Below are 26660 nucleotides of genomic sequence, written 5' to 3' on the forward strand. Positions count from 1 at the left end.
TCAACGCCCCTCACCGATCACCCCAAGAATCGAGGATCAGTGCGCTCGTCATTCGCGCTCATCGCCACGGCCGGCATCATCGCCCTGACCCTGTCGGGCTGCGCTTCGGCGCCTGCCCCTGAGGCGTCGACCGGAGACTCCTCCGACGCGATCACGGTGACCGGGGAGTTCGGCAAGAAGCCGAAGATCGAGTTCCCGGCGCCGCTGGCGCCAGAAGAGACGCAGTGCACCGAGGTCATCGCCGGCGACGGCGAGCGGCTCGTCGACGGCCAGCAGGCGCTCGTCGGGCTCGCGGTGTTCAACGGTGCCACCGGTGAAGAGCTGCAGGTGACGGGCTTCGGCGACGAAGACCCCGTGCCGCTCACCGTATCGAAGTCGACCCTCCCGGGGCTCAGCAAGGGGCTCACGTGCGGCTCCGTCGGCTCACGGGTGAGCCTCGTGGTGCCCGAGAAAGACGGATTCGGCCCCGACGGCAACGAGCAGCTCGGCATCACTCCCGGCGACAGCCTCGTGTTCGTGCTCGACATCCGGCGCGCATTCATGCCGCGTGCCGACGGCGCCGTGCGCCTGACTCGCGACGGGTTCCCCGCGGTGGTGCTCGCCCCCGACGGTCGACCGGGCATCACAGTGCCGAAGGCCGACCCGTTCGAGACCGTCGAGATCGAGACGCTGAAAGAGGGCTCGGGCGAGGTCGTCGAGTCGGGCGCCACCGTCGTGCTGCACTACACGGGAGTCACCTGGGCCGAGGGCACGGTGTTCGACTCGAGCTGGGAGAAGGGCGCACCGGCCAACATGGTCGTCGCCGAGGGCGAAGGCAGCCAGGTCATCCCCGGCTTCGCCGAGGCGATCATCGGCCAGAAGGTCGGCTCGCAGGTCGCGGTGGTCATTCCGCCGAGCGAAGGCTACGGCGACCAGGCGAGCGAGAAGATCCCCGCGAACTCGACCCTGTTCTTCGTGATCGACATCCTCGGCGTGATCTGAGCCGCTCCGAGCGGCCGTCGCCGTCGCCGCGGTTCAGTAAGATCGCACCTGTGGCAAGCGGTGAAGAGGTCAAGAGCGAAGCGAAGATCCCCGTCGAGGATCGCCTCTTCAGCCTCGTGCTCGCGTTGCTCGCAACCGAGACGGGGCTGCTGAAGTCCGAGATCCTGTCGACCGTGCGCGGCTACGCCGAGCGCTTCGATTCCGGCGGCCAGAACGCGAACCTCGAGCGTCAGTTCGAGCGTGACAAAGATGACATCCGCGAACTCGGCATCCCGCTCGAGACCGTCGAGTCGCCCGACCGGCCCGGCGACAACCAGGCGCTGCGCTATCGCATCCCCAAGGGCCAGTACGACCTTCCCGACGAAGTGCGCTTCACGCCAGACGAGCTCGCGCTGCTCGGCCTCGCGGCCGAGGTGTGGCGCGAGGCATCACTCTCGGCCGATTCGCAGCGCGCCCTCACGAAGCTCCGCTCGCTCGGCATCGAACCGCGCGAGCCGGTCATCGGCTACGCGCCGCGGCTTCGGGTTCGAGACCCCGCCTTCGAGCCGCTCCGGCAGGCGCTCGATCGTCGTCAGACGGTGCGATTCCGTTACTTCAAGCCCGGCGAGGCCGAACCGCGACTTCGCACCGCAGACCCCCTCGCGGTCGTGCTGCACGACGGCCGCTGGCATCTGCACGCCTACGACCACGACGCGCGCGGGTCGCGTACCTTCCTCTTGTCACGCATCATCGGCGAGGTCACCCCCGTGCCGGGTTCGAGCTTCGAGGCGCCGCCGCTCGGCGTGCAAGACCGCATCATCGCCGAACTGCACGAGCTGCGGCTGAGCAATGTCGCCGACCTCGCGGTCACGGCCGGCAGCGACGCCGAGGTACGGCTCGGCAAGCGCGCGATCGAAGGTGACGAAGACGCCGGAGTCATCCGCCTGCACTACACCGATGCCGCGGTGTTCGCCGACGAGCTCGCCGCCTACGGGCCTGAGGTGCGAGTGCTCACGCCGGCAACGCTGCAGACCGCGGTGCGCGACCGGCTGCGGGCCGTGGCGGCCGCTCATCGCGAACCGAGTGGAGGGCAGCAATGATGGTCAAGCGTTCCAAGCCGCTGAAGGCTCCCGACAAGCTCGTCTTCCTGCTCTCGTTCGTGCCGTACCTTCTCGAGCAGCGCGTCGTCGATGTCGCAGAGGCGGCGGCGCACTTCGCCATGACCGAAGACGAGATCCGGCACGCCGTGCGGCTCATCGCGACCTCGGGACTGCCCGGTGAGACCGGCACATACCAGCCCAACGACCTCTTCGATATCGACTGGGACGCCTTCGAAGACGAAGACGTGATCGTCATCGTGCATCACGTCGCGATCGATGACGCCCCGAGGCTGTCGGCTCGCGAGGCGGCCGCGCTCATCGCCGGCCTGCAGTACCTCTCAGCCTCGCCCGAGAACGCCGGACGGGCATCGCTCGCGTCGCTCATGGCGAAGCTCACGGCCGGAGCCTCTGCGGCGCCGAGCCGGCTGGCGGTCGCCGAGTCCGAAGCGGATGCCTCACTGGCCGTCATCCGCGAGGCGGTGACGGGTGGTCGGCAGCTCGAGTTCGAATATCGCAACGCGCTCGGCGTCGCCGGTCGCCGCCGCGTCGATCCGCTGCGGATCCTGTCGCAAGACGCCGACTGGTACCTGCAGGCCTATTGCCACACGCGCGAAGACGTGCGCAACTTCCGGGTCGACCGCATGAGCGAGTTGCTCGTCTCCGAGGCCCCGATCGGCGACCATTCCGATCGCGTCGTGCCCGACACCCTCTTCCAGAGCTCCGACTCCGATCTCGACGTCGTCGTCGACGTCTCGCCTGCGGCGTTGCCGCTGCTCGCCGACTACCTCGCCGACTCCCGCAGCGAGACGGTCGGCGATCGACTACGCGTCACGCTGCGTCTCGCGCACGTGCACGGGCTCAAGCGACTGATCGCCGGACTTCCGGGCCTCGTGACCGTGGTCGCTCCGGCCGAGGCACGGGCTGTCGTCGCCGAGTGGGCAGCGGCGGGTCTCGCGGGCTACGCTGATCCCGAAACATCCGATGTCGGACCGAACCGCGCCGACACCGACGGCAGGTAGACTGTCGTCACCCTCATCGACGAACGGACGAACCCCCATGTGGCAAGGCTTCACCGGTTGGCACGCGCTGATCATCCTCGTGGTCATCCTGTTGCTCTTCGGAGCTCCCAAGCTTCCCGCTCTTGCTCGGAGCCTCGGCCAGTCGATGAAGATCCTCAAGACCGAGGTGCGTTCCGACAAGACCGACCCCGACGCTCCGGCGGCTGGCGATGAGACGCCGAAGGCCGACGCTCCGGATTCCGGCAAGAAGTCCTGACTCCGGTGACCGCGGTGAAAGATCGCGGTGAGAAGGACCGCGAGAAGCGGATGTCGCTCGGTCAGCATCTGATCGAGCTCCGCAAGCGCCTCTTCATCTCGGCGATCGCGATCGTGGTCGGTGCCGGCCTCGGCTGGTGGCTCACCAACGCGTTCGTCTGGCAGGCGATTCAAGAGCCCGTGCAGCGGGTGGCTGAAGCGCAGGGCTCCGATACGGCGATCGTGTTCCCGACGATCTCGAGCGGGTTCGACCTGATGCTCCAGATCGCGTTCACGATCGGGCTCGTGGTCTCCAGCCCCGTGTGGCTGTACCAGGTCTTCGCGTTCCTGGTGCCCGGGCTGAATCAGCGCGAGCGTCGCTTCACGCTGGTGTTCTTCGTGACCGCGATCCCGTTGTTCTTCGCGGGGTGCGCAGCAGGCTGGTTCGTGCTGCCGAACATCGTGAAACTGATGACGGGATTCGTGCCAGAGGGGGCGCTGTCGTTCCTCACCGCGAAGGAGTACATCGACTTCGTGTTGAAGCTCGTCGTCGCGATCGGCGTCGCCTTCGTCGTGCCGGTGTTCATCGTGCTCCTGAACTTCGCCGGCGTGATCAGCGCGGCCTCGATCATCAAGTCGTGGCGCATCGCGATCCTCGTCATTGTCTTGTTCACGGCGATCGCGACGCCGTCGGCCGACGTCATCTCGATGTTCATGCTCGCGATCCCCATGATCGTGCTCTATTTCGCAGCATGGTTCGTCGCACACCTGCATGATCGCCGTGTCGCGCGCCGCAACCTCCTCGAATTCGGAGAGCCTGTCTAGGCTGGAGGGGTGATGAGCCTCTCGCCGGCCGAGCGCTACGCGCACTCTCGCCAGCAGCGCCGCCAGCCGCGTCTCGCCGACTTCGTCGCGGGCCTGCGATTCGACCTCGACCCGTTCCAGCTCGCCGCGTGCGGCGCGCTCGACGAGGGCCGCAGCGTGCTCGTCGCGGCGCCGACCGGTGCGGGCAAGACGGTCGTCGCCGAGTTCTCGGTGTTCCTCGCCATGAAGGAGGCCGGCGCGAAGGTCTTCTACACGACGCCGATCAAGGCGCTCTCGAACCAGAAGTACCAGGAGTTCGTCGACACCTGGGGCGCTGAATCGGTCGGCCTGCTCACGGGTGACACGAACATCAACTCGGGCGCGCGCATCGTCGTGATGACGACCGAGGTGCTGCGCAACATGCTCTACGCCGATTCGCCGTTGCTCGACCGCCTCGCGTACGTCGTCATGGACGAGGTGCACTACCTCGCCGATCGGTTCCGCGGGGCGGTGTGGGAGGAGGTCATCATCCACCTGCCCGAGGCGGTGCGACTCGTCTCCCTCTCGGCAACGGTCTCCAACGCCGAGGAGTTCGGCGACTGGCTCCAGGCCGTGCGCGGCGACACCGACGTGATCGTCTCCGAAGAGCGCCCGGTGCCGCTCGAGCAGCACGTGATCGTGAAGTCCAGGATGCTCGACCTCTTCGACTCGTCAGGGCAGGCCGCCACGAACCGGGTGAACCCCGAGCTCAAGCAGTTGGCCCGCGCCGGTGGCAGATCCATCGCCGGACGATCGACCCGGGGCCAGCGAGGGGGCGATCGAGGCCGCTACCATCGCGATGCACGTGGCAACGGTCGCGCTGACAGGCCAGAGGTCGTGGCGATGCTGCAGGGCAAGAACCTGTTGCCGGCGATCGTGTTCATCTTCTCTCGCGTCGGATGCGACCAGGCGGTGCGCCAGGTGCTGCGCAGCGGCATCCGTCTGACCGAGTCGTCGGAACGCGCAGAGATCAGACAGATCGTCGAGTCGCGGGCGCGCATGCTGCGCGACGAAGACCTCGCGGTGCTCGGCTACTGGGAGTGGCTCGAGGGTCTCGAGCGCGGCGTCGCCGCGCACCACGCCGGCATGCTGCCCGCGTTCAAAGAGATCGTCGAGGAGCTGTTCCAGTTGAAGCTCCTGAAGGTCGTGTTCGCGACCGAGACGCTTGCTCTCGGCGTCAACATGCCGGCGCGGTCGGTCGTGCTCGAGAAGCTCGAGAAGTTCAACGGCGAGGCGAGGGTGCCGATCACGCCGGGGGAGTACACGCAGCTCACCGGCCGGGCCGGGCGCCGCGGCATCGACGTCGAAGGGCACTCGGTCATCCAGTGGGTCGATGGACTCGATCCCGAAGCCGTCGCTTCGCTGGCGTCTCGCCGCAGCTACCCGCTCAACTCGAGCTTCCGCCCGACGTACAACATGGCCGTCAACCTCATCGACCAGTTCGGCCGGGAACGCACGCGGCAGATCCTCGAGCTGTCGTTCGCGCAGTTCCAGGCCGACCGCGCCGTCGTCGACCTTGCCCGCACCCTCCGCAAGCAAGAGGAGTCGATGGCCGGCTTCGACGAGGCCATGAGCTGCCACCTCGGTGACTTCGGCGAGTATGCCGCGCTTCGGCGGCGCATCAGCGAGATCGAGCGCCAATCGTCGAAGGGCAATCCGACGCACGGCGAGCGCGAGCGGATGCAGCGTGAGCTCACCGCGGCCCGCAAGGCGATGCGGGCGCATCCATGCCACGGCTGCGCCGAGCGCGAATCACACGCCCGATGGGCCGAGCGCTGGTGGCGGCTGAAGCAGGAGCACGAGCAGCTCTCGCGCCAGATCCGCACCCGCACCGGCCAGGTCGCCAAGCGCTTCGATCGCGTGACCGAAGTGCTCGAGTCGCTCGCATACCTCGAGCGCGACGATGACGGCACACTCGTCTCGACGGCGTCGGGGCGCACCCTGAAGCGCATCTACGGCGAACGCGACCTGCTGGTGGCCGAATGCCTGCGCCGGGGAATCTGGGACGGCCTCGACGAGGCGGGCATCGCGGCGATGGCCGCAACGCTCGTCTACGAACCGCGACGTGACGACAGCGGCGTCGACTACCGGTTGCCGCGCGGACGATTCCGAGAGGCCTTCGAGCGCACGACCGACACCTGGAGCGTGCTCGACGACCTCGAGCGCGAACACCGTCTCCCCGGCAGCGAAGTGCCGTCGCCCGCGCTCGCGTCGGCGATGCACTCGTGGGCTCGCGGCACCGGTCTCGGAACGGTGCTGGCCGACACCGAACTCGCCGCCGGCGATTTCGTTCGCCTCACGAAGCAGGTGGTCGACCTGCTCGACCAGATCTCGATCGTGGCCGACGCCGAACTCGGCGCGACCGCCCGAGCGGCGATCGACTCGGTTCGGCGCGGGGTCGTGGCCTACGGCACTGTCGCCTGACCGGCACCCGCGGTCGCTTAGGCTGATCTGGTGCCCGAGAACGCCGAACGCCCCCTGCTGCCGCTGTGGGGCGCGGTGCTCGCCGCCGCCGCCGGGGGTTTCGTCTACGACCTTGGGTTTCCCGGGGCATCCGTCTGGCCGTTGGCATTCGTCGGCATCGCCCTCGCCCTCGTCAGCCTGATCGGACGCTCCGCGTGGGGCGCCGCGCTGGTCGGATTGGTGTTCGGTCTCTCGTTCTACCTGCTGCAGGTCTCGTGGACGTCGCTGTACCTCGGGCCGGTGCCCTGGATCGCACTCTCGGTGCTCGAATCCCTCTTCGTGGCGGCCGGCGGGGTGCTCATCGCGCTCGCGTACCGATGGCTGCCGCGCGTCACCCGATCGCGGTGGGTGCGAGTCCTCGCGCTGCCTCTGCTCGTCGCGGGCCTCTGGTGCGCACGCGAAGCGGCCACGGGCAGCATTCCCTACGGCGGTTTCCCGTGGGGGAGGGCGGCGCTCAGCCAGTCCGAGAGTCCGCTTGCCGATGTCGTCTCGTGGGTCGGGTCGACGGGACTCGGCTTTGTGATGGTCACCGTCGTCGCCGGCATCATCGAGTGGGTACGCACGGCAGGCTGGCGTCACCCGGTGACCGCGGCGCCGACGATTGCACTGCTCGCCGTGGCGATGCTCGTCCCCGCGGCCCCCACGACCCCGGCCGGTGAGATCCGCGTGGCAAGCGTGCAGGGCAACGGCCCCGCCGGCTATTTCGATGAACGCGAACCAGGAGACGTGCTCGAGTCGCAACTCGCGGCGACCGAACCGATCCTCGACGAGACCGGCATCGACGTGCTGCTCTGGCCCGAGGGCGGTTCCGACATCGATCCGACCCGGAGCGAGTCGGTCGCACGCATCTTCGACAGCCTGGGCGAGACGCTCGACGCGCCGATCGTGCTGAACACGGTGACGACTCGCGACGAGCTCTACTTCAACTCCTCGTTGCTCTGGCGGGCCGGCGAGGGGGCCGTCGACAGCTTCGACAAGCGAAATCCCGTTCCGTTCGGCGAGTACATCCCCGACCGCTGGTTCTTCGACGCGATCGCCGGCGACCTGACGGGGCTCATTCAGCGCGGCTACACCCCGGGCACGAACGCCCCGGTGTTCGACCTGGGCAGCGCCGTGACCGGTCTCGCGATCTGCTTCGACGTCATCTACGACGAGGTGATGTGGGAGGGAGCTCGCGACGGTGCGCAGTTGTACATGCTGCAGACGAACAACGCCGACTTCCGCGGCACCGATGAGAACGAGCAACAGCTCGCGATCGCGAGGCTGCGTGCGATCGAGACCGGTCGCTCGGTCGTGAACATCTCGACCGTTGGCACGAGCCAGGTCATCGACCCGACGGGTCGCACAATCGATTCGCTGCCCGCCTACGAGCCCGGGGCCATGGTCACCGACGTCGAACTCCGCGACGGGCTGACGCCCGCGGTGCTGCTGGGCGGCGCCGTGCCGCTCGTGATCGTCGTTGGCGCTCTGCTGGCGCTGATCGGCTTGGGTGTCGTCGCTCGACGCCGTGCACGCGCGGGTGGCCGCACGACGGATGCGAGCGATGGAGCTGAGCGGTGAGAGCCGAGTCGGTTCCCGCGTTCCGGCAGCGTCTGCGCAAATGAAAACGGATGCCTCGTCGCCGAGGCATCCGTCTGGTGAGGCGCGTTACGCGCCGATCTTCTGCTGACCGCGCCGTGCGCGCAGGTAGCTGAGGCGCTCTTCGAGCAATTCCTCGAGCTCGGCGCGCGTACGGCGCTCGAGCAGCATGTCCCAGTGCGTGCGGGCGACCTTCTCGCCCGAGCGGTCGATCTCCACCGGCTTCGAGTCGACGAGCAGCACGGCGGATGCTCCGCAGTGCTTGCACTCCCACGACTCGGGAAGTTCGGCTTCGGTGGAGAACGTCATCACGGTCTCGCGACCGCACGTCTCGCAGCGATAGGCGTACTCGGCGCGGTCGGCGAACACCACGCCGTCTTCACTCTGCAGGCTCTGTGCGCCGATGCGCATGCCTCGAAGGCTCCTGTCCGCCATGGCGTACTCCTCTCGCTCGTCTACATGTCTAAACGATCAAGCTGGGCATTCCCTTTCCGCAGGCTGATGTTTACCGGGGAATTCTCAGTTTCGAGCCAGGGCGAGGGGGAGTGCGAGGTCGGCGCGGTCGGTGACGAGGCCGTCGACGCCGAGGTCGAGCAGGCGAGTCATGTCGGCCGGATCGTTGACGGTCCAGACGTGCACCTCCGCACCCGCACGGTGCACGGCGGCGACGAATCGTTCGGTCACCAGCGGAAACACCCCGACTCGCTCGGGCACCTGCACGGCGTGCGCGCCGCGAAGGGCTCGGCTCACTGCTCGCGTGGAGCCCGTGAGGGAAGCGAGTCTGGTACGGATGACTCCGGCGCCGCCGACCGAGGTCGCCGCATCGAGCACGTACGCTGCGAGCCGTCGGCGCCGTCTCTCGGAGAAGCTCGTGAGGAGCACGCGCGAACCGGCACGCACCTTCGCAACGGAAGCGACCGTTGCATCCACAGCACTCTCGATCTTCACGTCGATGTTGAATCGAGTCTCGGGAAACGCGTCGAGTGCTTCTTCGAGTGAGCAGAACCCCTGGCCATGCCCGAGGTCGATGCGCCTCAGCTCGGCCATCGTGAGTTTCGAAACCTCGACATCGCGGTCGGCCACCCGGGCGAGCGTGGGGTCGTGAGCCACAACCGCAACTCCATCGGCGCTCGAGTGCACGTCGGTCTCGACGTAATCGGCGCCGATCGCCACGGCCTTCGCGAAGGCGAGGAGGGTGTTCTCAGGTGCTTCGAGGGCCAGACCGCGGTGCGCAAGCACTCGGGGCCTCGCCGGCTCGAAGTAGGCGGTGGCCAAGAGACCCGTCGTCAGGGACGCGGGCCGGTTGCGCCGGAGGCATCGGGCTGACCCGGTGCCGTCGGAGGTGCCGGAGTGAACGCCTTGCCGATGCCCTTCAGCGCCTCGGTGAGCTCGCTCGGCACGATCCAGAGCTTGTTCGACTCGCCCTGTGCGATCTGGGGGAGCGTCTGCAGGTACTGGTAGGCGAGGAGCTTCGGGTCGGGGTCGCCCTTGTGGATGGCGTCGAAGACCGTGAGGATCGCCTCGGCCTCACCCTGCGCGCGGAGCACCGCGGCCTTCGCGTCACCCTCAGCCGAGAGGATGGCGGCCTGTCGAGCACCTTCTGCGGTGAGGATCGCGGACTGCTTGGTGCCCTCGGCCGTGAGGATGAGTGCGCGGCGATCACGCTCGGCGCGCATCTGCTTCTCCATCGAGTCCTGGATGGAGTGGGGCGGGTCGATCGCCTTGAGTTCGACGCGTCCGACGCGGATGCCCCATTTGCCGGTCGCCTCGTCGAGCACGATGCGGAGCTGCCCGTTGATGTTGTCGCGGGAGGTGAGCGCCTCTTCGAGGTTCAGGCCACCGACCACGTTTCGCAGCGTCGTCGTCGTCAGCTGCTCGACGGCGCCGAGGTAGTTCGCGATCTCGTAGGTCGCAGCGCGGGCGTCGGTCACCTGGAAGTAGACGACCGTGTCGATCGAGACGACGAGGTTGTCTTCGGTGATGACCGGCTGCGGCGGGAAGGAGACGACGGTCTCGCGCATGTCGACGAGTGGGCGGAGCCGGTCGATGAACGGCACGAGGATGTTCAGTCCGGGGCTGAGGGTCTTGTGGTAGCGACCGAGCCGCTCGACGACACCCGAGTACGCCTGCGGAATGATGCGGATCGACTTCGCCAGCACCACGATGACGAAGATGACGATCGCGATGACGATGATCGCCACGATCACGGTGGAGATGTCCATCAGGCCCCAGTGCTCCTCTCAATCGGAACGACGACAGCCGTCGCCCCGTCTATGCCGGTGACGAGCACTCGCTCGCCGACCGCGACATCCGCTTGCTCGGTGATCGGCGACAACCGAGCCGTCCAGACGTCACCGTTCTGCAGTTTCACTTGTCCGCCCGCGGGGGTCACGGTGCGAATGACCTGACCGTCGGCGCCGATGAGCGCATCGACGTTGCTTCGAGCCGGGTCGCCGCCCCGGCGCAGCATCCGCAGCAGTGATGGCCTGAGCGTCAAGATGAGGGCGATCGCCACCAGTGCGGCCACGATGAATTGTGCCCACCACGGGATGCCGAAGAGACCCGACAGGAGCCCGGCGACACTGCCGAGCGCGAGCATCAGGAAGGTCATCTCGAGGGTGAATATCTCGATCGTGGCGAACGCCAGGATCAGTACCAGCCAGACGATCCACGCGTACTGGGTCAGCACATCCATTGGTTCTCCTTCGCACGCGGGCCTGTACCGAAACTATCAGTGCGCATGACGCGGCGGGGGAGCGGCGGGGGAGTTGATAGTCTCGGTTCGCCTGTACCGCGCGGACCGAGTCCGTCCAGCCTGAGGAGTTCACTGTGACCAACCCGCTCGCCCCCGGTTCGCTCGACGGCCGCGTCGCCCTCGTCACGGGTTCCTCGCGTGGAATCGGTGCCGACACCGCCCGGTACCTCGCAGCAGCCGGGGCGTCCGTCGTCGTGAACTACCGCAGCAAGGCGCCGCGCGCAGAGAAGGTCGTCGCCGAGATCACCTCAGCAGGAGGGCGGGCCATCGCCGTCGCGGCCGACCTCACCGACGCGGCATCCGTCGCCTCGATGTTCGAGCGCGCAGCGGCCGAACTCGGCCCGATCGACATCCTCGTGCTCAATGCATCGGGCGGAATGGAGACCGGCATGGGCGAGGACTACGCGATGCGGCTGAACCGCGACGCCCAGGTCAACGTCGCCGAGGGCGCGATGCCGCACCTCGCCGCCGGTGCTCGCATCGTGTTCGTGACGAGCCACCAGGCCCACTTCATCCGGACCACGCCCACCATGCCCGAGTACGAGGCGGTCGCTCTTTCCAAGCGAGCCGGCGAAGACGCGCTGCGGGCCAAGCTGCCCGTACTCGAGGCCGCGGGCGTCGAGTTCGTCGTCGTCTCGGGCGACATGATCGAGGGCACCATCACGGCGACGCTGCTCGAACGGGCGAACCCCGGAGCGATCGAGGCTCGCAAGCAGGACGCCGGACGGCTCTTCAACGTGGCGGAGTTCGCTGCAGAGGTGGCATCGGCAGCCGTCGAGCCGGTGCCGGCCGACAACACGAGGTACGTCGGCGACACGTCCGGGTTCGCGCGCGAGGGTGATGCCTGAGCGCCGCGCACCCGGATAGCGAGAGGCCGGTCGGAGCGAGCGCTCCGACCGGCCTCTCGCCGTATTCCGGTCAGGCTGCGGCCGTGACGCCCCGGCCGAAGGTGAACGCTCGCACGATCTGCACGATGCCGAGCACGATGAGGCTGATTCCCGCGAACCAGAACAGGAACACGGCGCCCCAGAGCGGCGAGAAGAGCAGCACGATGCCGGCGACGATGCTCAGGATTCCGAAGAAGATCGCCCACGCCTTCGACCCCGAGTCGCTCGACTGAGCGAGCGCCGCGAGGCCTTCGACGATCCACAGCACGCCGATGAGCACGCCGAGGAAGATTCCGAGGAAGACCGCGGACTCACTCGGATTCGCAAGCACGACGATGCCGCCGATGACGAAAAGTACGCCGAGGATGATGTCGAGCGCGCGAGCACCACCCGAGATGCCCTTCGAGAAGATGCCGAGGCCGATGTAGGCGATACCGGCGATCAGGAAGTAGAGACCGAACAGCCACGCGAGTGCGACTGCTGTCTTCTCGGGCGCGAACGTGATGAACAGGCCGAAGATCAGCGCGACGACGCCGCTGATGCCGAGCGTCGCGCGGATGGTGTTGATCGACGACTTCGAGAGCGACGAAGCGTCGAGTGAGAAGGACGCGAAGACCCCACTGGGCTGCGACGTAGACATGATGTTGTCCTTTCTGGCGGCGGGTGCCGATGCAGGGTCAGGCTATTGCGACGCGTCGCCTGAGTGTCGGATGTGAATGCGCGCGTCTTCGGATGTCTCTGTGCGACAGCGTGCTGGGTTCAACCGCTCCGGCCGGCACGGCGGCGAACGCCGTGGGCACGGATCGAAACGGCGGTCGCACCGAGCGCAAGTGCGGCCAGCGCCCACCAGAACTGGCTTTCGACGGCTGTGCCGGTGGCAGGAAGCTGGCGCGAGAGCTTCAGCGGATGCGGGGCCATCGTCCAGGGGCCGAGCCCGAAGGCGTTCGCGGCCGCCACTTCGACGGTGTAAGTGCGGCCGGTCTCGAGGCCGTCGATCACCGTCGTGCGTGCATCGGCAGCGAGTGTCAGCGTTCTGACGACGTGCCCGGCGTCGCCCCGCACCTGCACGATCATCGACTCGATCGTCGACGCGGTCGCCGCAGTTTCGTGCGCCGCCGGTTCCTTCCATGCGACGTCGATGCTGGCATCGCCGACGGATGCCATCACATCGCGAACGGGCCCTGGCGTTCCGGTGCTCGCACCCACGAGCACTTGACCGGTTGCGTTGTCGAAGCCCACCGAGCGGCCGACGTAGAAGACGTTGCCGCTGTTGAAGTACTCGTGGTTCGTGTCGGTGTAGAGGCCGACGGCGCGATCGGCGAGCGCCACCGTACGCGACCAGAACGGCGCCTCGCCCGGCTTGGCGAACCCGATGACGGTGCCCGCGTTCACATCGGCGAGGTGAATCGTGCTCGGAGCACTCGGCCACGGTGATGGTGAGGGCAGGGGAGTGGTCCAGGGCCCGAACTGGGAGCCCATGAGCACCGCGGAGCGCTCACCCGAGTCGAGGGTCGTCTTCAGGCACTTCGTCTGATCGACGATCGTCCAGCACGTCTCGACAGGTTTCTCGTAGATCGCCGCGCCATCCGGATAGGTCGATCCGGTGTTCTGCGCCTGCAGAACCGTCATGGGGGAGCCGGAGAGCGACGGCCTTCCCAACTCCAGTGTGCCGCCCTCTTCGCCGAGGGTGATCGTGTGTCCATGAGCAGCCTCTCCCTCGAGCTGCGCGATCGCCGAGTACCAGTGGTACTGCGGATCTGTCGCGCTCGGGTAGATGTTCTCGCCCTGACTCACCCCGAGGATCCCGTCGAGGTGCAGGTTTCCGCCGAGGCAGAACTCGGTGCTGCAGGAGGTCGCGTAGACGAACGGGATCTCGGCCGGTGTCGTGAGGTCGCCGATCGCGACGCGTGCGAGGGCGATCGTGCCGGTGATATCGGTCCCGTCATATGACGGGTCTGCCGCCACATCGGTGATCGTCGGCTGCGGGCTCGCGTCCGCGAGCCGACCGGGATTCACGACGAGCCCCTGCGACCCGGTGTCGAGCATGACCGACAATCCGATTCCGCCGATCTCGATCTCCACGACCGGCAGGAACGTGCCGTCTTCGAAATACCGGATCTCGATCGGCACCGAGGCCGGTGCCGCCACCGCCGGCCCGGGCGACGTGGTGATGCCTGCGGCAGCGGTGATTCCGATCGCTGCGATCACCCAGACGCCCCATCGTGTTCGCTGCATCCGCTCAGTTCCCTTCGTCGTCGACAATTCGAGACGTGACAGGGTCGGGGTGTGTCGCGCGAGTCGATCGTATCGAGCCTCATGCCCACGCGCGGGAGGCGTGCGTGCGACTCGTCTTTCCCTGGTGAGAGCAGGGGAGTCGTGCGACCATAGCTTCACGCAGCGTGCTGCGCTCTCCGACTTGGCAGGAGTGACCAGAGGAGATGACCAGACCTGTCGTGCTCTCCCTGCCGTTCGAGGGGCTCTGGGTGGTTCAGAACAGTCCGGCCCGACGTGTTCCCAGTCATGGAGTCGACATCTTCGGCGAACGCTTCGCGATCGACTTCGTGGCTGTGGATCGCCTCGGCCGCACCGGCAGATCTCGGGACTGGCGAACAGTTCTCGCAGCAGAACCGCCGGATCGGTTCTTCGGATTCGGACGACCAGTGCTTGCGCCGGCGGATGGTGTCGTCGTCGATGTGCACGACGGTGAGTTCGACCATGCAGGTCGACGATCGCAGCTGTCGCTAATTCCGTACATGCTCGGTCAGGCGAAACGCCTTCGGCAGGGAGTGCACGCGGTCGCCGGAAACTCCCTGACGATCGCTCTCAGCGACGGAAGCGGATTCGCGGCCCTTGCTCATCTGCAGCGAGAGTCGATGCGCGTTGCCGTCGGCGATGCGGTACGGGCCGGGGAGGAGATCGCAAAGTGTGGAAACTCCGGAAACTCCACTGAGCCGCATCTGCACATGCAAGTCATGGACTCTGCCGACTTCTCGATCGCGCGCGGAGTCCCGCTTGCGTTTCGAAACTTTCGGGAGCGGTCTCGAGGTGGGCCAGAATTCGTCGTCAGGTCCGTCGGAGTTCCGGCCGAAGGTGCGATCGTCGAGTCGCTTGCGACGTAGAGGCGGTTGGCTTCGTCGATACTGAGCGACGCCCCGTGAAATTCGCGCAAGGCGTGACGAGCGGGATCAGAGGAAGAAATGCTTTGCGCCGATAATGCACATTATGTCGGAATCGACAATAAGCACAGGTCAGATCTTGCACTTTGTTGAAACAACGCCAGCGACTCCTCCTCCCCTCTTTCTCCTGCCTGATCAGCGGGAGCGCGATTAGCTAGGTGCTTGGCAAGGCGGCACGGTGGCTCCCGTCGCGTCCACCTGCAGCATCACTGTTTAGCCTTCTGATCCGCCGTTTCAGCGGGGACGTTCGGGGCGGCTGGGCTCACACGTAGATCGCGACGAGCTTGTCGAGGGACTCCTCGAGGCCCTTCTTCGAGAGCGCGAGCTGCTCGGGATCGATGTAGCCGAGTTCGGTGACGGTGAGTCGAGTCGCGTCGTCGCCGACCGACTCGAATGTGATGACGTGCCGCACGTCACGCGGGATGCCCGCTGCCCCGATGGTCGCGGGGTCGATCGTCGCGCCGTGCTCGTCGGCGATGTTGTGAATGAACTCGAGGCGGTGCGGTGCGTCGACGAGCGTGTACGCCCAGGTGCTGTATAGCGCCGGGAACCCCCAGTCGGGGGCACTCATACACACGAGGGACGTGCCGCCGACGCGCACGTCGAGCTCGGCGACTGTGCAGGTGAAGCCGTTCGGGCCCCACCAGCGAAGCACGCGATCGGGTTCGGTCCACGACTTCCACGCCGCCTCGATGGGGGCGGGGATGTCGCGGCTCACGACGAGATCGTGCGTCTCGTGCTGGGACGTGTCGTTCATCGTGGCTCCTCCGCTGCAGGCCGCCGCAGCGGCATCCTTTTCACTTCGATGATCGAAGCGTAGTTCACTACGATGACCAAAGTCAATGCCGTAGACTCGACGCATGAAGCGAGCTGAAGGGCGGTCGACCTGCCCCACCAACTTCACCGTGGAGACCTTCGGCGACAGCTGGTCGCTGCTGATCATGCGCGACCTGCTCACACTCGGCAAGCACACCTTCGGGGAGTTCCTTCGGTCCGAGGAGCGCATCGGTCCGAGCGTGCTCGCCGACCGCCTCGCCCGACTCGAGCGCAGCGGAATCATTGTGCGCACCCCGAGCGAGACGGATGCCCGCAAGGTCACCTACTCGGCGACTGAGCGCGGCATCGCGGCGATCCCGCTCTTGTACGAGGCGGCGCGATGGGGCATGGGCGGCGTTCCCATCGAGGAGGACGATCCGTGGGAGGCGGTCATGGCGATGGACCGCCACGACGTGCTCGACGCGTGGCAGCAGGCCGTGCGCGAGGGTGGTTCGCTCCTCGGAGGCGCGGAGAGCGCGTTCGCGCGGCTGAGCGCCAGGGCACGCGCGGTCGTCTGACGGCGACGCATCGCGGCGGAGCGCCAGCGCGCGGTCGCGTGACGGCGACGGTGGAGGTTTCCGGGCGCACATAAGCGGCGAACCAAATGGAAATCCGCGGTGGAGGTGCAGCGTCGGGGGCCGGGTGCGCGAACGACGTTCGTGGCAGGCGTCGTGGATTGGTCCGGCGAGCACGCTCCCCACGAAGCTGACATTGCGGGCCTACCTGTCATCGCACAGGGACTCACGCGCACGGAACTGTTCACCGCGGGCAGCCTGGTCGTGGTCGGGAATGTGGGGCCGTCCTGCCAGTCCGCTCGTGATCATCTCGACATACTCGACCAGGGTTTCCGGACCGGGCGCGTTGTTTGGATTGACCTCCGCGAGAACGATCCCCGCGAAGAGGTCACTGTTCGTGAAGATGCGCAGACTTTCGACGACCTCCGCAATGGTGAGGCCCCATGGCTCGTGATCTGGATTGGGCATGTTCGCGATGGGCATGTGCATATGGGAAAGTACGTCGACGTCGAAATGAACGACGAAGCGACGGCCCGCTCGCTCGATCTCGCTCAGCGCAGCATGCGCTGCGGAGGCGACATCCTGATGGATCAAGCCGGCTGGAAACCGCTTCAGTTGGAGTTGAGCCGACAGCACGTCCTCGAGGTCATGTGAACGGTCTGGAATGGCATCACCGTAGAGGACGACCTCGTGCGGATGAAGTACGGCGCCGCCGCCCCAGATGGATGTCAGTTGCGGGTCACTTCCGGGTATCGCAAGCATGTGTGCGAGCCCCATCGCATCAAGGTTTCCGTACTCGGTGCGGCCAGGTGTGTAGAGGTCTGGACCGCCGTCGAAGTACAGCAACGCGCACGGTTGTCCAGATTGTTGGAAGCCGGCGACGACGCCCATCGTCACCGTGCAATCACCGCCGATGACGAGTGGCCGCGCTTCTGTCTCGAGAATGTGGGTGATGGCTGAAGTCGTCTCCGAGGCCACCCTTGCGACCTCCGCCATATTCTGCCCGTCAGGGTGTGCTGGATCAGGCTGCCAACGGGAACCAGCCGTGTCACCGTGATCGACCACACGGTCGCCACCGGCAACCAAACGCCTCACAAGGCCCGCGGCGCGAATCGCGGCCGGGGCCAAGTCCATCCCCGGCGTATGGCCACCTGCGCTGGATGGTACGCCGATCACGCCCCAGCGCCGCGCTGAGCGGTCCGAACCACGCGAAGGAGTCCTCTCGAGGTATTCGGCCGAGTGGATGTCGGCGTCAACCATGGCGCGGTGCGATGGTCTTGCGCATCACGGTCTTGCTCTTGCCGATGTGACGCTCGAACGTGAATCCAGCTTTCTCGAACATGGCCCTCGTGCCGTTGTGAAGGAACGAGGACGACGTCTTCTTGCCCGGGGTGAGCTCGTTGGGAAATGAGACCACCTCGCCTCCACCGGCCTCCGCGATCAAGTCCAGTGCGCCGTCGAGCGCCTCTCGTGCCGCTCCCGATCGTCGGTGGTCGCGGTCGACGAAGAAGCACGTGATGCGCCACGGCGCCGGGTTGGTCTCACCCGCGTCGTACTGCTTGCGGTGGTAGATGTTCGGCAACTCGACCGGGCTGCCGTACTCGCACCATGCGATCGCATCGTCACCATCGAAGACGAGCGCGGCGTGCGCAATGCCCTCCCCCACGAGTCGCTGCTTGAACGTCGCCCGGTCGTACTCATCCTTGACGGTGTGCTCCGAGTCGTCATGGAAATACGAGCAGTAGCACCCGCCCCAGACTCCGTTGTGCTTCTGCGCGAGCGCCAGCCACGCCGGGAAGGTCTCGGGAGTGAGCGGCTTGATCACGTGCGCCATGGCAGCCTCCTCGCATCGGTGCTGCCAGTCTGCCGACTCGCTCCGGCTTTCGACAAGGCCAGTACGGCCGCATGCAGGGCCATTCTTGAACTACGCGGCCGCCGGATGTCGCGGATTCCCTGTGCTCTTCGATACCGCTCGGTAGCATGCATCCCATGGTCATCAAACTCGAGAACGTCGGCATCGCAGTTCGCGACCTCGACGCGACGATCTCCTTCTTCACGGATCTCGGCCTCACTGTCGTCGGCCGTGACACGGTCAGTGGAGAGTGGACCGACACCGCCGTCGGTCTCGATGGCAATCACGCCCGCATCGCGATGCTCCAAACGCCCGACGGTGAGGGGCGTCTCGAACTCTTCGAGTACATCCACCCCGAGGCGATCGAGACGGAACCGACTCGTCCCAACGAGATCGGCATGCACCGGGTCGCCTTCTCGGTCGATGACATCGACGAAGCCCTCGTGATTGCTGCGAAGCACGGATGCCACCCGCTTCGCGGCATCGCGACCTACGAAGACGTCTACAAGCTCACGTACCTACGGGGCCCCAGCGGCATCCTCGTGATGCTCGCCCAAGAGTTGAAGAAGAACTGAGGGCACTCCCCCGCAGCCTGCGCAGGAGTTCTGAGACCGACGTCAGCCTCAGAACCCCTGCGTTGGCGGCTTTGCCGTCGTCAGCGCCAGAATTCGGCGAGACGCGCGGCGCGGGTGCTGCCCTCGTCGTATCCAGCTCGAGCAGCGGCCGGACGTAACGAGTAGTCCATCGCGTTCGCTCCGAACAAATGTTCGATGCTGGCGGCAGGGAAGATCGTCTCGACGCCGCTGCCGCTTGCACGGAGCTCGGCTATCTGTGTCGCGAGGTGCGTGCCCCACGACGCGGGCGTCAGCGTTCTCCCGCCGAACGGCGCGAGCACGAGCACGCGCGCGTATCCCGCCGCCAGATCCGCATTCTCGGCGTTGGATCGGAAGCCGCCGTCGAGGTAGAGATGGTCACCGATCCTGAATGGATGTCCGCTGGCGCAGCTTGCTGCGACGGCATCCACGAGGTCGACCCCGCTGTGGCTGCCGAATACGACGGGTTCGCCGGTGCCGGCGTCGATCGCGGTCACGAGGATGCGTCGTTGCGGCCACTGCGCGTCGGGCAGCCGTGAGGCGACCGTGGCACTCCACCGCGCATGCCACGAGCCATCCGATGCGGCATCGATGTCGAGTGCCGCCGAGCCGAGTCTGCGACGAAGATCAGCCTGGTCGTCGGACGCGGCGATGATCGTGTTCATCCGCTCCAGGTGTTCCATCACCGGCCTGGCCGAAGCGCGTCCACGGTCGGTTCCGACCGGGTCGGCTGGTTGCAGAGGTGCAGCGGCGAGGATGGCGGCGAACAACTCGGCTGGAGTCGCACCGGCGAGCTGGGCTGCCGCCGTCGAGCCGGCTGACGTACCGATCGTGAGGTCGGCAGTGGTCACGTCGAGCCCTGCATCGAACAGACCAGCGATGACGCCGATCAGCCAGGCGTTGCCCGTCGATCCGCCGCCGCCGAGTACCAAGGCCGTACGGGAGGAGTGTTCCGCGACATCACGGGAGGTCGTCGGCGGAAGGTCGTGCAGTGATTGATTCATCGTCGTAGCTTTCTGAGAGTGCGTCGGCGCTCCCCGCGACGCTACGTCAGTCGCGCGATCGTGAACTCGAAGGAGCGCCCGGAATGGACAGTGCGTGCATCGGGCTCACCTCCTCGAATCGTGTCACGTTCGCGAGAAGCCTACCGGCTCGTGTTCGTCGAGCACCACGCCGCATTCTGCAGCTCGACACGTCGCGTGCCGCAGACGACGCATTGCGCGTATCGCACCTCGCCGTCAGACGTGGCGTGCCTGGATTCGACCCGCCAGATGTGTTCCGGATCGGCGTTCGCGTCGGCTGAACGGTGGTTCTTCGGCGTGCAGGCTGTCGTCATGCATTCCACAATGATGTAATGCTCTTATGCATCTCAACCCTTACGGCGAGTACTCGGTGCTCCTCGCGGCATCCCTGGCCAATGACTGGCCGGTTGATCGAGACGGCATCGTCGCCCGAACGCGTCAGTTCGGCATGACTCTGCAGTTCTCCGAGGCTCCAGGTGACCACGCCCGCGCCCGCGAGGTCATCGACGGCTGGCTCACCGTCGTCGATGCCCCCGAGCCGCACGATCGAGCAGCTCGACTGAACGCCCACATGGCGGCCGCTGCGGCGTATCCCCGCCTCACCGACCATGACGGCGAAGGCTGGCACCTGCACTATCGGGATCAGAACCATGCACTCCCCCACGTGCTGCTCGCCGTCGTCAGCGTCGGCACCGCCCTGCACCTGACCACCCGAGGCATGCACCGGCTCGCACGATGCGCCGCCGGCTCGGCACCCGGCGATGGCTGCCGCAATGTCGTGGTCGACGTCACGCGCAACGGCCGGCAACGGTACTGCTCTGTGCGCTGCGCGAACCGGGACGCCGTGCGTCGGCATCGCGCTCGTTCGGCGCCCGCACCGCACCGGTGAGCCGACGACGAACGACGATCGACGCGAGTCGCTCCGCTACCGTCGAGAGATGGGAACCTTCACGATCTCCGTGCCATCCGCTGTGCTCGACGACTTGCGATCCAGGCTCCTGCGCACGAGGTACACCGCCCCGAGCAGCGCGGGCTGGGGCGCCGGCACCGACCCGGGCTACCTCCGATCGCTCATCGAGTACTGGGCGAACGAGTTCGACTGGCGCAGCGCCGAGGCTCGACTCAACTCGTACTCGCACTTCCTCGATCGCGGACAGCATTTCGTTCACGTGCGACGTGACTCGACCCGCCCGCCCGTGCTGCTCGCTCACGGCTGGCCGAGCAGCTTCATCGAGATGCTGCCGCTCGCCGACCTCCTCGATGTCGACGTCGTCATCCCGTCCCTGCCCGGATTCCTCTACTCGGGGCTCCCCGATGCTCCGCTCACCCGCGCCGCGATCGCCGAGTCGTTCCATACGCTGATGACCGAAACGCTCGGATACGACCGCTACTTCGCCTTCGGCGGCGACATCGGCGGCGCAGCGAGCGGATGGCTCGCGACGATGTACCCCGACGAGGTCGCGGGCCTGCACGTCATCCACGGGCCGTTCCCGGCCGACTTCGACGCGCCACCCATCACCCCGGCCGAGCAGGCCTTCCTCGACGCCGACGAGAAGTTCGACGAGTCCGACTCGGGGTACAGCGAGATCATGAGCACTCGCCCAGACACGATCGCAGCCGCTCTCGTCGACTCACCGGCCGGCCTCGCCGCCTGGATCATCGACAAGTACCGCGCCTGGAGCGACTGCGGTGGCGACCTGGAGTCGAGGTTCGACAAAGACACGCTGTGCACCATGCTGACGCTGTACTGGGTGACCGAATCGATCGGCCCTTCCTTCCGCCAGTACCTCGACTACCCGCACAACACGCCGCGGTCGACGATCACGGTGCCGGTCGCTGTGACGCAGAGTCATGAGCACCCGTTCGATCTCTTTCCGCGCTCAATCGCCGAACGCGCCGCGAGTGACATCCGTCAGTACTCCGCACCAGGGCGGGGCGGCCACTTCCTCGCCTTCGAGGAGCCGCAGCTCATCGCCGACGAACTCAGCGGGTTCATGCGCTCGATCGGGTAGCCGGGCCGCTCAGCGCGCCGCGTCGCGGTCGGCGAACTTCGCAGCCCGCTTGCCGGACGCGGGCATGCCGAGTTCGTTGAGCGGGCCCGCGACGTCGGTCTCGGGCAATCGCTCATCGGTCGGACAGATCAGCACCGTGTTCGCCGTCGAGTGGTCGATGACGTGCTCGAACATGGGGTGCCCGCAGATCGGACACGGCTTCTCATCGGTCGGCTCGGCCACCGAGTTATCCGCTATCGCCGGTGGCGGGCCGAACGCGGGCAGCAACGCCCGGTCGATGCGGTCGAAGAAGTGCGTGAATGCGTTGCCGTTTTCGCGGCTCGCAATGTCGCGTGCCATGGGGCAGATGCTACGCCTGCCCCGGGTGTTCCGCCAGCATCGTCGCAGATGCGCGGAGCCCGCGACGCCCATAGGCTGATTCCATGACGGATGACTCCCCTGCACGCCGCCCGGTCACGATCATCACCGGAGCGAGCCGGGGCATCGGAGCCGCCATCGCCGAGCGCCTCGCGGCAGACGGACACGACCTCGTGCTCACCTTCCGCGAACGTCGCAACGGGGCCGACGAGGTTGCCCGACGTTGCGAGGCGGCGGGCGCGAAGGTGCTCTTGCTGCAGGTCGATCTCGACGATCTCGATGCTGCGGCGACCGTACTGCCGACGGCCATCGCCGAGTTCGGTCGCGTCACCGGTCTGGTCAACAACGCCGGCATCACGGGGCTCATCGGTGGTTTTCTCGATGCGGACATCGTTGAGAGCGAGCAGCTGTTCCGAGTGAACGTGCTCGCACCGATCGTGCTCACGAGGGCCGCGATCGCCCACATGGCGACCGATCGAGGCGGCGACGGCGGATGCATCGTCAACATCTCCTCGGGCGCCGCGCGGTCGGGCGCTCCAAACACCTACATTCCCTATGCCATGAGCAAGGCGGCGTTGAACGCGCTCACGACCGGTGCCTCGAAGGAGTTCGGGCCGGTCGGAGTGCGCGTCAACACGGTCTCGCCGGGCACGACCCACACCGAGATCCACGCCGCCGCCGGACGACCGAACGCCCCCGAGGAACGGGCGCCGAACATTCCCATGCGGCGCGCCGGCGAACCGCACGAGATCGCCGGAGCGGTCGCCTACCTGTTCTCACGCGACGCCGCGTACACCTCGGGAGCCGACATCCGCGTCGCCGGCGGCAACTGAGCCGACCAGACGATCCGGCTCAGGCCTCGCCGAACCCGGATTCGACCAGCGCGGCGATCGAGTCGACCGCTTCGCGTCCGTCGGGATCTTCGCTCGCGATGTCGACCTGCGCACCCTTCGTGAGCCCGAGCGACATGATGCCGAGCAGGCTCTTCGCGTCGGTTCCGTTCACCGTCACCTTCTGGGCGAAGGTGCTGGCGAGCTTGACGAGCTCAGCCGCCGGTCGCGCATGCAGGCCATCCGAGTTCACGAGGCGGATGCTACGGGTGTGTCCGGATGCCGCACGGTCGCCGTCGATCGGCTGAGCCGCGTCGCCGGCGACCTGAGCTTCCGACGGTGCACCTTCCGAGGCGTCGTCGCGTCGTCCTCCCCATGCGGATTCCGCTGCCTCGACGACGACGTCGAGCGGATCGCCCGACTCGGCGGCGACGGCCGCGGCCACGCCACCCTCGACCAGCGGTGCGTCGACGATTCGCACTCGATCGCGCACGGCATCGTCGAGGAAGTCGAGTGCGGTCTCAGCCGTCAGGATGGCCGAGCCGAGATCGCACAGCACCACGACGCCCTCGCCGGCGTCGGCGTCGGCGATGCCGGCCGTCACGAGGTCGAAGCTCGTGCCGATGCGTCCGTCGTCGGTGCCGCCCGCAGGGAAGAGGCTCGCGGTCGGCGCCATCTGGCGCGCGAGCGAGACCAATCCCCGCGCGATGTCGGAGGAATGCGAAACGAAGACGAGACCGACCTTGCCAGGGCTGCCCACCCTCACGCCCCCGCTGCCGCCGCTGCCGTGTCGGCAGCGGCTCGAAGCAGCAGCGCGCTCGACTCGGCACCGGGATCGCGATGGCCGGCCGAGCGCTCGCCGAGGTAGCTCGCGCGCCCTTTTCTCGCCACGAGGGGTTCGGTCGCGACTGCGCCCGCCTCCGCCGCATCGGCGGCGGCCGCGAAGACTCCGGCTGCGTCAGTGCCTGCCGTGGCAGCGGCTGCCGCCGCATCGACGGCCGGAGTCCAGGCGTCGATCATCGTCTTGTCGCCGGATTCCGCCTTTCCGCGGGCAACGACGCCGTCGCGAGCCGCGGTCAGGATCGCTGAGATGGCCGGGCCGTCGAGCGAGACCGCACCGCCGGCCGCAGCGGCAGCCTTCAGGTACGCGGTGCCGTAGAGCGGCCCGGCAGCTCCACCCACGGTCGAGATGAGCGTCGTCGCAACGAGCTTCAGCACATCACCCGGCGTGGATCCGGCCGCCAGATCGTCGAGCTTGGGAAGCACCGCCTGGAAACCTCGGTCCATGTTCTCGCCGTGGTCGCCATCGCCGATCTCACGATCGAGCGTGATCAGTTCGACGCGATGCTCCGAGATGACCTGTGCGCTGCGCCTGACCCAGTCCACTGCCCAGGTGATGTCCAATCCCACCGAGATTCCCCCTTCGATCCATCACTATCTGCCCCATCGCAGTGCAGCCGTCTGCACCGGGGCATCCCACAATTCGACCATCTCGTCGTCGAGCTTCAGCAGCGTGATCGACATGCCCTGCATCTCGAGCGCGGTGATGTAGTTGCCGACGAGCGAACGGGTGATCTCGATGCCGTGCTCTTCGAGCACCTCTGCTGCACGACGGTACGCCACATAGAGCTCGACCTGCGGGGTTCCGCCCATGCCGTTGACGAACAGGAGTGCGCGCTCGCCCCGCTCGTAGGGCAGGTCTTCGAGAATCGGCGCGAGCAGTCGATCGACGAGTCGATCGGCGGGCTCGAGCCCGATGCGCTCTCGTCCTGGCTCGCCGTGGATGCCGATGCCGATCTCGATCTCGTCTTCGGCCAGGGTGAAGCTCGGCTCACCGGCATGTGGAACGACGCACGGCGTCAGCGCGAGCCCCATCGATCGGGCGTTCGCATTCACCCGCTCAGCGACGTCGGCGACCTCGTCGAGCGAGTTGCCTCGCTCAGCCGCGGCTCCGGCGATCTTCTCGACCAGCACGGTGCCCGCGACGCCCCGCCTGCCGGCGGTGTAGAGCGAATCCTTGACCGCCACGTCGTCGTTGATGATGACGGAGCGCACGTCGATGCCATCGGCCGCCGCGAGGTCTGCCGCGGTCTCGAAGTTCAGCACGTCGCCCGTGTAGTTCTTGACGATGTGCAGCACGCCGGAACCGCTGTCGACGGCCTTGGTCGCGGCGAGGATCGGGTCGGGTGTCGGAGACGTGAACACCGCCCCGGGAACGGCGGCATCGAGCATGCCGAAGCCGACGTAGCCCGCGTGCAGCGGCTCGTGCCCGCTGCCGCCGCCGCTCACGATGCCGACTTTTCCGGCGATGGGCGCATCGGCGCGCACGACGTGGATCGGGTCGAGCTCGACGCGCACGAGATCCGCATGCGCGAGTCCGAAGCCGGCGACCGACTCGTCGACGACCCGCTTCGGATCGTTGATGATCTTCTTCACGGACATCCCTTCCCTCAGCTGCCGGACGCCGTGCAGCCGTGCATCGACGCCGACGCAGCACTCCCCCGCCAACCTACGCCCGAGGCGGTGTCGACCGTAAGAGGCACCGGGCAAATCGCGTGCCCCCATTCCGCGCCATCGCCCGTCTGAGTATCGTGGGCTGTGTTCCGCCCCTGGGCGATGCCCACCGGGCTCGGCGAAAAGGATGGATGGGTCAACGTGGACAATCTCGGAGTGCTGTTCCTCAGTGAGCTCGTGGGTACGGCGATGCTCGTGCTCCTCGGCTGCGGTGTGGTCGCCAACGTGGCCCTCGCCAAGACGAAGGGCTTCAACGGCGGGTTCCTCATGGTCACGATCGGCTGGGGCTTCGCGGTCTTCGCCGGCGTCATCGTCTCGTATGCATCAGGGGCGCACATCAACCCGGCGGTCACGCTCGGTCTCGTCGCCAACGGTGCCGAGGAATTCGGCAACGCCGCCCTCGGCATCACCGTGCCGGTCGGGTTCGTCTCGGTCATCGCCTACATCGGCGCCCAGCTGATCGGCGCGATCCTCGGCGCCGCCTTCGTGTGGCTCGCTTACAAGCAGCACTTCGACGAGGAGCCCTTGGCGGCCTCGAAGCTCGGTGTCTTCTCGACCGGCCCCGGCATCCGCAACTACGGCTGGAACCTCGTCACCGAGATCATCGGCACGTTCGTGCTCGTGTTCGTCGTGATCGGCTTCGGCGGCGGTCGCCAGGGCGATGGTGGTCTCGCGGCCCTCGGCGCCCTGCCCGTCGCGCTCCTCGTGATCGGCATCGGCGTCTCGCTCGGTGGCCCCACCGGCTACGCCATCAACCCGGCGCGTGACCTCGGCCCGCGCATCGCGCACTTCCTGCTGCCGATCAAGGGCAAGGGCGCCAGCGACTGGTCCTACTCGTGGGTGCCGGTCGTCGGCCCGATCATCGGCGGACTGCTCGCCGGCTGGGCGGCGATCCCGCTGCTGCCGATCCTCGGCTGAGCACAGCGGGGGCCGGCCTGTCGGGCGGCCCCCGCAGTTCGACTTCGAAATGAGCGCCGGCTGAGCCGGCTGAGCAGATTGAGAGAACCGAATGTCCGACTACATCCTGGCGATCGACCAGGGCACGACCTCGTCGCGCGCGATCATCTTCGACAAGGCCGGATCGATCGTCTCGACCGGGCAGCTCGAGCACGAGCAGATCTTCCCGAAGGCCGG

The 26660-nt window shown here is 67.0% G+C and carries 30 protein-coding genes; 16 read left to right on the forward strand and 14 right to left on the reverse strand.

What is annotated here, in order from left to right; genetic code table 11:
* Positions 1 to 39 precede the first annotated feature (39 nt).
* From H521_RS0105965 to lnt, 7 genes are read left to right on the forward strand one after another with little or no spacing between them, the layout of a single operon-like run.
* A complete protein-coding gene (locus tag H521_RS0105965) occupies positions 40 to 981 on the forward strand; it encodes an FKBP-type peptidyl-prolyl cis-trans isomerase (protein WP_026481962.1) in 942 nt (313 codons plus the stop codon).
* Positions 982 to 1031: 50 nt separating this feature from the next.
* Complete coding sequence (locus H521_RS0105970; RefSeq protein ID WP_211215481.1) at positions 1032 to 2060, forward strand: helix-turn-helix transcriptional regulator; 1029 nt, start codon at positions 1032 to 1034, stop codon at positions 2058 to 2060.
* Entirely contained in the window at positions 2057 to 3079 is a 1023-nt protein-coding gene (locus H521_RS21720) for a helix-turn-helix transcriptional regulator (RefSeq protein WP_245560938.1), read from the forward strand. The genes H521_RS0105970 and H521_RS21720 overlap by 4 nt, the downstream gene beginning before the upstream one ends.
* A 37-nt stretch (positions 3080 to 3116) precedes the next feature.
* Positions 3117 to 3335, forward strand: a complete 219-nt coding sequence (gene tatA, locus H521_RS0105980) for a twin-arginine translocase TatA/TatE family subunit (protein ID WP_022892117.1) — start codon at positions 3117 to 3119, stop codon at positions 3333 to 3335.
* A 50-nt stretch (positions 3336 to 3385) separates the two neighbouring features.
* Entirely contained in the window at positions 3386 to 4138 is a 753-nt protein-coding gene (tatC, locus tag H521_RS0105985; protein ID WP_026481964.1) for a twin-arginine translocase subunit TatC, read from the forward strand.
* A 12-nt stretch (positions 4139 to 4150) separates the two neighbouring features.
* On the forward strand, positions 4151 to 6580 hold the full coding sequence (locus H521_RS0105990) for a DEAD/DEAH box helicase (protein ID WP_022892119.1): 2430 nt from the start codon (positions 4151 to 4153) through the stop codon (positions 6578 to 6580).
* A gap of 30 nt (positions 6581 to 6610) precedes the next feature.
* Positions 6611 to 8179 carry an apolipoprotein N-acyltransferase gene (gene lnt, locus H521_RS21725; RefSeq protein ID WP_022892120.1) on the forward strand — a complete coding sequence of 523 codons (1569 nt, stop codon included), beginning with the start codon at positions 6611 to 6613 and terminating at the stop codon, positions 8177 to 8179.
* An 87-nt stretch (positions 8180 to 8266) separates the two neighbouring features.
* On the opposite strand, the gene H521_RS0106000 is transcribed toward lnt, so the two are convergent.
* The 4 genes from H521_RS0106000 to H521_RS0106015 all read right to left on the reverse strand — a co-directional run bounded on the left by H521_RS0106000 (position 8267) and on the right by H521_RS0106015 (position 10892).
* Positions 8267 to 8632, reverse strand: a complete 366-nt coding sequence (locus H521_RS0106000; protein WP_022892121.1) for an RNA polymerase-binding protein RbpA — start codon at positions 8630 to 8632, stop codon at positions 8267 to 8269.
* An 84-nt stretch (positions 8633 to 8716) separates the two neighbouring features.
* On the reverse strand, positions 8717 to 9472 hold the full coding sequence (locus H521_RS0106005) for a glycerophosphodiester phosphodiesterase family protein (protein ID WP_022892122.1): 756 nt from the start codon (positions 9470 to 9472) through the stop codon (positions 8717 to 8719).
* Between the two features lie 11 nt (positions 9473 to 9483).
* Positions 9484 to 10419: an SPFH domain-containing protein gene (locus H521_RS21730; protein ID WP_022892123.1), complete on the reverse strand. Its 936-nt coding sequence runs from the start codon at positions 10417 to 10419 to the stop codon at positions 9484 to 9486.
* Complete coding sequence (locus tag H521_RS0106015) at positions 10419 to 10892, reverse strand: NfeD family protein (RefSeq protein WP_022892124.1); 474 nt, start codon at positions 10890 to 10892, stop codon at positions 10419 to 10421. The genes H521_RS21730 and H521_RS0106015 overlap by 1 nt, the downstream gene beginning before the upstream one ends.
* A 134-nt stretch (positions 10893 to 11026) precedes the next feature.
* Between H521_RS0106015 and H521_RS0106020 the strand changes: the two genes are divergently transcribed.
* Positions 11027 to 11800, forward strand: coding sequence for an SDR family oxidoreductase (locus H521_RS0106020; protein ID WP_022892125.1), 774 nt, complete (start codon positions 11027 to 11029; stop codon positions 11798 to 11800).
* A gap of 70 nt (positions 11801 to 11870) precedes the next feature.
* Here the strand turns inward: H521_RS0106020 and H521_RS0106025 are convergent, their stop codons facing one another.
* Together H521_RS0106025 and H521_RS0106030 are read right to left on the reverse strand one after the other, a co-directional pair.
* Positions 11871 to 12479, reverse strand: a complete 609-nt coding sequence (locus H521_RS0106025) for an HdeD family acid-resistance protein (protein ID WP_022892126.1) — start codon at positions 12477 to 12479, stop codon at positions 11871 to 11873.
* A 119-nt stretch (positions 12480 to 12598) separates the two neighbouring features.
* Positions 12599 to 14074, reverse strand: coding sequence for a fibronectin type III domain-containing protein (locus H521_RS0106030; RefSeq protein ID WP_022892127.1), 1476 nt, complete (start codon positions 14072 to 14074; stop codon positions 12599 to 12601).
* A gap of 203 nt (positions 14075 to 14277) precedes the next feature.
* Here H521_RS0106030 and H521_RS25390 point away from each other — a divergent pair, with 203 nt between their 5' ends.
* Entirely contained in the window at positions 14278 to 14958 is a 681-nt protein-coding gene (locus tag H521_RS25390; protein WP_084511963.1) for a M23 family metallopeptidase, read from the forward strand.
* Between the two features lie 319 nt (positions 14959 to 15277).
* Here the strand turns inward: H521_RS25390 and H521_RS0106040 are convergent, their stop codons facing one another.
* Positions 15278 to 15772 (reverse strand): SRPBCC family protein, encoded by a 495-nt coding sequence (locus tag H521_RS0106040; protein WP_022892129.1) that lies wholly within the window; start codon positions 15770 to 15772, stop codon positions 15278 to 15280.
* A gap of 103 nt (positions 15773 to 15875) precedes the next feature.
* Here H521_RS0106040 and H521_RS0106045 point away from each other — a divergent pair, with 103 nt between their 5' ends.
* Positions 15876 to 16349: a winged helix-turn-helix transcriptional regulator gene (locus H521_RS0106045; protein WP_022892130.1), complete on the forward strand. Its 474-nt coding sequence runs from the start codon at positions 15876 to 15878 to the stop codon at positions 16347 to 16349.
* A gap of 201 nt (positions 16350 to 16550) precedes the next feature.
* On the opposite strand, the gene H521_RS21735 is transcribed toward H521_RS0106045, so the two are convergent.
* The gene (locus tag H521_RS21735) at positions 16551 to 17606 is read right to left on the reverse strand and encodes an arginase family protein (RefSeq protein ID WP_022892131.1); all 1056 of its coding nucleotides are present in this window, start codon (positions 17604 to 17606) and stop codon (positions 16551 to 16553) included.
* A complete protein-coding gene (locus H521_RS0106055) occupies positions 17599 to 18180 on the reverse strand; it encodes an N-acetyltransferase (protein ID WP_022892132.1) in 582 nt (193 codons plus the stop codon). Before H521_RS0106055 ends, H521_RS21735 begins: the two co-directional genes overlap by 8 nt.
* Before the next feature lie 155 nt (positions 18181 to 18335).
* Here H521_RS0106055 and H521_RS0106060 point away from each other — a divergent pair, with 155 nt between their 5' ends.
* A complete protein-coding gene (locus H521_RS0106060; protein WP_022892133.1) occupies positions 18336 to 18773 on the forward strand; it encodes a VOC family protein in 438 nt (145 codons plus the stop codon).
* 80 nt (positions 18774 to 18853) lie between these two features.
* Here H521_RS0106060 and H521_RS0106065 read toward each other — a convergent pair whose 3' ends face one another.
* The gene (locus H521_RS0106065; RefSeq protein ID WP_022892134.1) at positions 18854 to 19795 is read right to left on the reverse strand and encodes a patatin-like phospholipase family protein; all 942 of its coding nucleotides are present in this window, start codon (positions 19793 to 19795) and stop codon (positions 18854 to 18856) included.
* Between the two features lie 358 nt (positions 19796 to 20153).
* Here H521_RS0106065 and H521_RS0106075 point away from each other — a divergent pair, with 358 nt between their 5' ends.
* Both H521_RS0106075 and H521_RS0106080 read left to right on the forward strand, forming a co-directional pair.
* Positions 20154 to 20702: a CGNR zinc finger domain-containing protein gene (locus H521_RS0106075; protein WP_022892136.1), complete on the forward strand. Its 549-nt coding sequence runs from the start codon at positions 20154 to 20156 to the stop codon at positions 20700 to 20702.
* Positions 20703 to 20751: 49 nt separating this feature from the next.
* Positions 20752 to 21825 (forward strand): epoxide hydrolase family protein, encoded by a 1074-nt coding sequence (locus tag H521_RS0106080; protein WP_022892137.1) that lies wholly within the window; start codon positions 20752 to 20754, stop codon positions 21823 to 21825.
* A 9-nt stretch (positions 21826 to 21834) separates the two neighbouring features.
* On the opposite strand, the gene H521_RS21740 is transcribed toward H521_RS0106080, so the two are convergent.
* Positions 21835 to 22164: a hypothetical protein gene (locus tag H521_RS21740; RefSeq protein ID WP_022892138.1), complete on the reverse strand. Its 330-nt coding sequence runs from the start codon at positions 22162 to 22164 to the stop codon at positions 21835 to 21837.
* A gap of 83 nt (positions 22165 to 22247) precedes the next feature.
* Between H521_RS21740 and H521_RS0106090 the strand changes: the two genes are divergently transcribed.
* A complete protein-coding gene (locus H521_RS0106090; protein WP_022892139.1) occupies positions 22248 to 23015 on the forward strand; it encodes an SDR family NAD(P)-dependent oxidoreductase in 768 nt (255 codons plus the stop codon).
* A gap of 19 nt (positions 23016 to 23034) precedes the next feature.
* Here H521_RS0106090 and dhaM read toward each other — a convergent pair whose 3' ends face one another.
* Genes dhaM through dhaK form a run of 3 tightly spaced genes read right to left on the reverse strand, consistent with a single transcriptional unit; the run spans position 23035 to position 25448 of the window.
* A complete protein-coding gene (gene dhaM / locus H521_RS0106095) occupies positions 23035 to 23772 on the reverse strand; it encodes a dihydroxyacetone kinase phosphoryl donor subunit DhaM (RefSeq protein WP_040423835.1) in 738 nt (245 codons plus the stop codon).
* A 2-nt stretch (positions 23773 to 23774) separates the two neighbouring features.
* Positions 23775 to 24422, reverse strand: a complete 648-nt coding sequence (dhaL, locus tag H521_RS0106100; RefSeq protein ID WP_022892141.1) for a dihydroxyacetone kinase subunit DhaL — start codon at positions 24420 to 24422, stop codon at positions 23775 to 23777.
* Positions 24423 to 24446: 24 nt separating this feature from the next.
* The gene (dhaK, locus tag H521_RS0106105; protein ID WP_026481968.1) at positions 24447 to 25448 is read right to left on the reverse strand and encodes a dihydroxyacetone kinase subunit DhaK; all 1002 of its coding nucleotides are present in this window, start codon (positions 25446 to 25448) and stop codon (positions 24447 to 24449) included.
* A gap of 267 nt (positions 25449 to 25715) precedes the next feature.
* On the opposite strand from dhaK, the gene H521_RS0106110 reads away from it, so the two are divergent.
* Entirely contained in the window at positions 25716 to 26444 is a 729-nt protein-coding gene (locus H521_RS0106110; protein WP_051159202.1) for an MIP/aquaporin family protein, read from the forward strand.
* A 91-nt stretch (positions 26445 to 26535) separates the two neighbouring features.
* Positions 26536 to 26660, forward strand: a 125-nt coding sequence (locus H521_RS25395; RefSeq protein WP_156891290.1) for an FGGY family carbohydrate kinase, incomplete at its 3' end; no start/stop codon positions are given.

The sequence above is a fragment of the Agromyces subbeticus DSM 16689 genome, assembly GCF_000421565.1.
GTDB lineage: Bacteria > Actinomycetota > Actinomycetes > Actinomycetales > Microbacteriaceae > Agromyces > Agromyces subbeticus.

Excerpts from the sequence above, each read along its gene's own strand:
- H521_RS21720 (WP_245560938.1), top strand. The coding sequence starts at position 2,057 with ATGATGGTCAAGCGTTCCAAGCCGCTGAAGGCTCCCGACAAGCTCGTC.
- tatA (WP_022892117.1), top strand. The coding sequence starts at position 3,117 with ATGTGGCAAGGCTTCACCGGTTGGCACGCGCTGATCATCCTCGTGGTC.
- tatC (WP_026481964.1), top strand. The coding sequence starts at position 3,386 with ATGTCGCTCGGTCAGCATCTGATCGAGCTCCGCAAGCGCCTCTTCATC.
- H521_RS0105990 (WP_022892119.1), top strand. The coding sequence starts at position 4,151 with ATGAGCCTCTCGCCGGCCGAGCGCTACGCGCACTCTCGCCAGCAGCGC.
- H521_RS0106000 (WP_022892121.1), bottom strand. The coding sequence starts at position 8,632 with ATGGCGGACAGGAGCCTTCGAGGCATGCGCATCGGCGCACAGAGCCTG.
- H521_RS21730 (WP_022892123.1), bottom strand. The coding sequence starts at position 10,419 with ATGGACATCTCCACCGTGATCGTGGCGATCATCGTCATCGCGATCGTC.
- H521_RS0106015 (WP_022892124.1), bottom strand. The coding sequence starts at position 10,892 with ATGGATGTGCTGACCCAGTACGCGTGGATCGTCTGGCTGGTACTGATC.
- H521_RS0106025 (WP_022892126.1), bottom strand. The coding sequence starts at position 12,479 with ATGTCTACGTCGCAGCCCAGTGGGGTCTTCGCGTCCTTCTCACTCGAC.
- H521_RS0106030 (WP_022892127.1), bottom strand. The coding sequence starts at position 14,074 with ATGCAGCGAACACGATGGGGCGTCTGGGTGATCGCAGCGATCGGAATC.
- H521_RS25390 (WP_084511963.1), top strand. The coding sequence starts at position 14,278 with ATGACCAGACCTGTCGTGCTCTCCCTGCCGTTCGAGGGGCTCTGGGTG.
- H521_RS0106040 (WP_022892129.1), bottom strand. The coding sequence starts at position 15,772 with ATGAACGACACGTCCCAGCACGAGACGCACGATCTCGTCGTGAGCCGC.
- H521_RS0106045 (WP_022892130.1), top strand. The coding sequence starts at position 15,876 with ATGAAGCGAGCTGAAGGGCGGTCGACCTGCCCCACCAACTTCACCGTG.
- H521_RS21735 (WP_022892131.1), bottom strand. The coding sequence starts at position 17,606 with ATGGTTGACGCCGACATCCACTCGGCCGAATACCTCGAGAGGACTCCT.
- H521_RS0106055 (WP_022892132.1), bottom strand. The coding sequence starts at position 18,180 with ATGGCGCACGTGATCAAGCCGCTCACTCCCGAGACCTTCCCGGCGTGG.
- H521_RS0106060 (WP_022892133.1), top strand. The coding sequence starts at position 18,336 with ATGGTCATCAAACTCGAGAACGTCGGCATCGCAGTTCGCGACCTCGAC.
- H521_RS0106065 (WP_022892134.1), bottom strand. The coding sequence starts at position 19,795 with ATGAATCAATCACTGCACGACCTTCCGCCGACGACCTCCCGTGATGTC.
- H521_RS0106075 (WP_022892136.1), top strand. The coding sequence starts at position 20,154 with ATGCATCTCAACCCTTACGGCGAGTACTCGGTGCTCCTCGCGGCATCC.
- H521_RS0106080 (WP_022892137.1), top strand. The coding sequence starts at position 20,752 with ATGGGAACCTTCACGATCTCCGTGCCATCCGCTGTGCTCGACGACTTG.
- H521_RS21740 (WP_022892138.1), bottom strand. The coding sequence starts at position 22,164 with ATGGCACGCGACATTGCGAGCCGCGAAAACGGCAACGCATTCACGCAC.
- H521_RS0106090 (WP_022892139.1), top strand. The coding sequence starts at position 22,248 with ATGACGGATGACTCCCCTGCACGCCGCCCGGTCACGATCATCACCGGA.
- H521_RS0106110 (WP_051159202.1), top strand. The coding sequence starts at position 25,716 with ATGCTCGTGCTCCTCGGCTGCGGTGTGGTCGCCAACGTGGCCCTCGCC.